General features: G+C 31.2%; 2 protein-coding genes and 1 pseudogene. 1 reads left to right on the forward strand and 2 read right to left on the reverse strand.

The window, feature by feature from the left end; genetic code table 11:
* Both G468_RS23985 and G468_RS23990 read right to left on the reverse strand, forming a co-directional pair.
* Positions 1-215: pseudogene (locus tag G468_RS23985) on the reverse strand (hypothetical protein); the annotation flags it as partial.
* A gap of 300 nt (positions 216-515) precedes the next feature.
* Positions 516-686, reverse strand: coding sequence for a hypothetical protein (locus tag G468_RS23990; protein ID WP_155847022.1), 171 nt, complete (start codon positions 684-686; stop codon positions 516-518).
* Between the two features lie 1,230 nt (positions 687-1,916).
* Between G468_RS23990 and G468_RS0116400 the strand changes: the two genes are divergently transcribed.
* The coding region (locus tag G468_RS0116400; protein WP_026823963.1) for an inverse autotransporter beta domain-containing protein at positions 1,917-4,326 on the forward strand (2,410 nt) is incomplete at its 3' end.

Genomic DNA, 4,326 nt, shown 5'->3' on the forward strand with positions numbered 1-4,326 from the left:
GTGTCGAGAAAAAATTGAGGGCCAAGTCGGACGCAATGCTGTATGGCCTCTTTTGGGGTGTTATAAAAAAATTCAGTCGGTCTGTCATCATCACTTTCGGGTGGGAGAGAGATCATAAAACGTTTCGGATAAACAGGTGATGTAACACGTGAAGTCACCGTAGGTCTGCCTGATTTACCCGGTTTACGCTTGCGGGGAGATTTATTGCGAGCCATCGAGATGAATACCTGAAAAAATTAACCTATCGCAGAGTATAAAACAGTACTTAAATCATGAAAACCCCCGAAGCAGCGTAGCTGCGCCGCTCACGCGTAGCGTGCTACGTTCTAGGCTGTCAAATCCTTAAGCATGTTGCTAAATAGTGAAATTAATTATGACTTGCAAAAAAGTTAGGAATTGATGATAAAATAACCATGCATTGAATTAAAAATAATCTACATTAGATTAATAAACATACTGATTTTGTGTTTTTTAGATGTATCTGAGTCGTTTTTGTTTAAAGCCAATTAATTTCACTATTTAGCAACAGGTTTAAGGTAGTTTAGTGATTCATTCTCAAAATTATTTCTAAATTCCTTTGCTGCAAGCTGGCAACCTTGTTCCGTTTTAAATTCCGGAGTATGAATACTGGCAAAGTTATTTGTTGAATAAGGAGTTGAAAACATAGTAAAAATTAATACCCACATATTATTCTCCTCTATTTATAATTATAATAATGACTATCTATATTAATAATAGAAACATGAAGATATTAAATTACTATGCTCCGATATTTCCCTAGTGTTGGAATTAAAGTTCAAAGTATTTTTATTTGAATAAATTTTATTTAACTTAAATATAAGTAATATTAAAAAATAAAAAAAACACCTAAGTCTTAGGTGTTATTAGATAAGAGCGTTTTTAAATTTATGAGTAAACATAATAATCAATTGCTTATCAGTAATATATAAATATAAACTTAATTTGTTGGGGTTATAAGGAAATTAACGAAATGATTTAAGATGCCGGCCATTGATAAGGCTGTGCCCGCTAGTTCAACACGGATTTTTATTTTAAAATAATCGAATTTTCTCCCAGTGAAAATCTAGAGGGCATTAGCCAATCCCAAAGATGACGTATATAAATTCACGTCATTTACTTTTACGACAGATAAAATAATTGAAATTAATACAATAATCCCTGCGTTAATTAAGCCTATTGCTAAATAGTGAAATTAATTGGCTTTAAATAAAAACGACTCAGATACATCTAAAAAACACAAAATCAGTATGTTTATTAATCTAATATAGGTTATTTTTAATTTAATGTATGGTTATTTTATCATCAATTCCTAACTTTTTTGTAAGTTATAATTAATTCCACTATTTAGCAATAGGCTTAATATAACCTTCATTCATACTCAATACACCTAATAAAACTCACTCAATCGCTCTGTGAAGAATTTTTAATGGATAAGTGAAGGTGGATAGGGAAGATATGTTTAAAATTTAAGATGCGCTCAGAATAGCCTACAACGTGTTTTAATTGGTTTGTGTGAATCCACAGTATTTTAAGTTATCGATTTGCAGCCGTAGGCTGATTCGTTCATTATTTTTCAAAATATAAAAATAATATTTAATTATTTTTTGTTAAAATATTTAACTTAATAGTTTTTATTGTTAATTAATGACATATTTTATGTAAAAACATATTATTATTTTAAATAAAATAATTATCAAATATAACATTAATTTTAAATTAAAAAAATATAAGTTAACATATTAATTTTTTCTTATTATTTTATATAATAAAATTAACTTACAAAAAAATTAATGAAAAATATATATATATTATTTCTAATATTTATTATAATATGTATTAAATCTATTATTTAATACATAAATACGAAATATTTCATTCCTTTTTAGGTAAATATTATGTTAGTAAAACAAGGTGATTTTAATAAAATCCCTGCTTATTTTTTATTGTTTTTTCAGTTGTTCTCTATTTTATTTTTTCCTCTATCTCATGTAGCAAAAGCTATTGAAAATGCAGAGATGGCTGAAACAATAGCAGGTATACAGTCTTTGATCGACAATGATAGAAAAAATAATCATTCTATTGTAGAACAAAAGCATGGATATCAGGATTCATTCCCAGAGAATATAAAAAATAATGATAATGTAGAAAACATAACAAAATATTTACCAAATTTAGGTAGTACTAAAATTTTACCAGAAGAAAATAATAATGAAGAGAAATTTGCTTCATCTTTTACATTAATGGGTGATATTCTATCAAGTGATAATTTCGTCGATAATTCCATTAATTATGCTAAAAGCATAGGACAAGGATTAGTTAACCAACAAATTAATGATTGGTTAAATCAGTATGGAAAAGCAAGAATTTCTTTTAGTTCAGATAAAAATATTTCTGGGGATTTTTTATTACCTGTTATTGATGAACCCAATAATCTTTTGTTTACCCAATTAGGACTCAGAAACAATACTGATAGAAATACGATAAATCTGGGTTTAGGATATCGAAAATATTGGCGAAATTGGATGTTCGGAATTAATACCTTTTATGACTATGATTATACGGGCGGTAATGCTCGATTGGGTGTTGGGGGTGAAGCCTGGATCGATTATCTAAAATTGGCAATTAATGGTTATTTTGGATTAACTGACTGGCATCAATCAAAAATATCTGTAATGGATGATTATGATGAGCGCCCTGCTACCGGTTTTGATGTTCGCGCAGAAGCCTATTTACCAAAATACCCTCAGTTGGGTAGTAGTATTAAGTATGAAAAATATTTTGGCAAAGGGATTCATCTTGGAACAGGGGTAAATCCCGAATATCTAAAGGATGATGCGCAATCGTTGATAATGGGATTAAATTATACCCCTATACCATTACTTACTTTAAAAGCTGAACGTTCAATCGGTGATCGTAATGATACAAAAATTAGTTTAGATGTGAATTATCGTTTTGGCGTGCCTCTTTCTCAACAATTGAATCCTGATGCAGTTGATGTTATGCGTAGTTTAGTTGGGAATAAATATGATTTTGTTGACCGAAATTACGATATTGTGATGCAATATCGTAAACAAGATTTATTGAATATCTTTTTACCCCGGGAGATAGTAGGTGAAGCCAGAGATACTCATCGGATTAATGTTACCGTAAATAAGACGAAATATGGTTTAAAGAATATCAAATGGATTATTGATCCTAAACTTATTGAAGATAAAGGACATTTTAAGCAAATTTCACAAACAGAAGGGATCATAACCTTTCCTATCTATAACAGTCTCAATGAAAAAAACAACCTCCCCGCGGAATATTATATTAGTGCTATAGGGACTGATAATAATGGCAATGAGTCCAATAAGGCAACAACGATCATTAGGGTTAATCGGTCTACAAATGATTTTAGTGGTGATCTGACTATTAGCCCTCAGTCGATTTTATTAGCAAATGATATTGAATATTATACAGTTATTGCGATTGTTAATGACAAGAATGGATCTCCACTTAAGAATGAAAATATTGCTTTTAATATAAGTGGTCTTAATTTGTCAAACGGACAATCAGGTGTGACATTATTCTCCGGTAATGATACTGATAATAAAAAATTAATCGTAAAAACAGATAGTCACGGCAAAGCATCTATTAATGTTAGTAGTAAAGCTGCTGGTGAAGGTTGGATTACTGCACTGATGGATAATGGTAATAGTAAAAATGCGAAAATTAAATTTAAGGCAAATAAAGAAACAGCCACAATAAGAGCAGGAAAACTAGAAATTATCATTAATAATCAGGTGGCTAACGGTAAAAACCAAAACAAAGTAAAAGCAGTAGTTATTGATGAGTATGGGAACAAAGTTTCTGGTATTTATGTAGGCTTTACTGCTAATAATAATGCTATACCCAAAAAAGATGAAATCTTAACGGACGTTAATGGTGATGCTTTTTTCAGCGTCACCAATACTAAAGCTGAAAGTGTTAAGATTACAGCAGCTGCAAATAATAGCAAATCTGAAGCAGATCTTACTTTTATCGCAAATACTTACACGGCAGAAATTACCGAGGCCAATTTGGTAATTGATCCGGATAACTCCCCAGCAAATGGAAAAGCCGAAAATGTGGTGACGGCCACGGTAACGGATAGCGAAGGTAATCGGGTATCTAATATTGACGTTACCTTTACGGTTAGCGCCGGGGCAACTATTGGGCCGGTAACAGGTAAAACCGACGCAGATGGTAAAGCAACCGCCAAGATAACCAGTAAAAAAGCCGGCTCTTATGCCGTAACGGCCACGGTTAATGGTAAAGACACCA

This window comes from Arsenophonus nasoniae DSM 15247, from assembly GCF_000429565.1.
Taxonomy (GTDB): Bacteria; Pseudomonadota; Gammaproteobacteria; order Enterobacterales; family Enterobacteriaceae; genus Arsenophonus; species Arsenophonus nasoniae.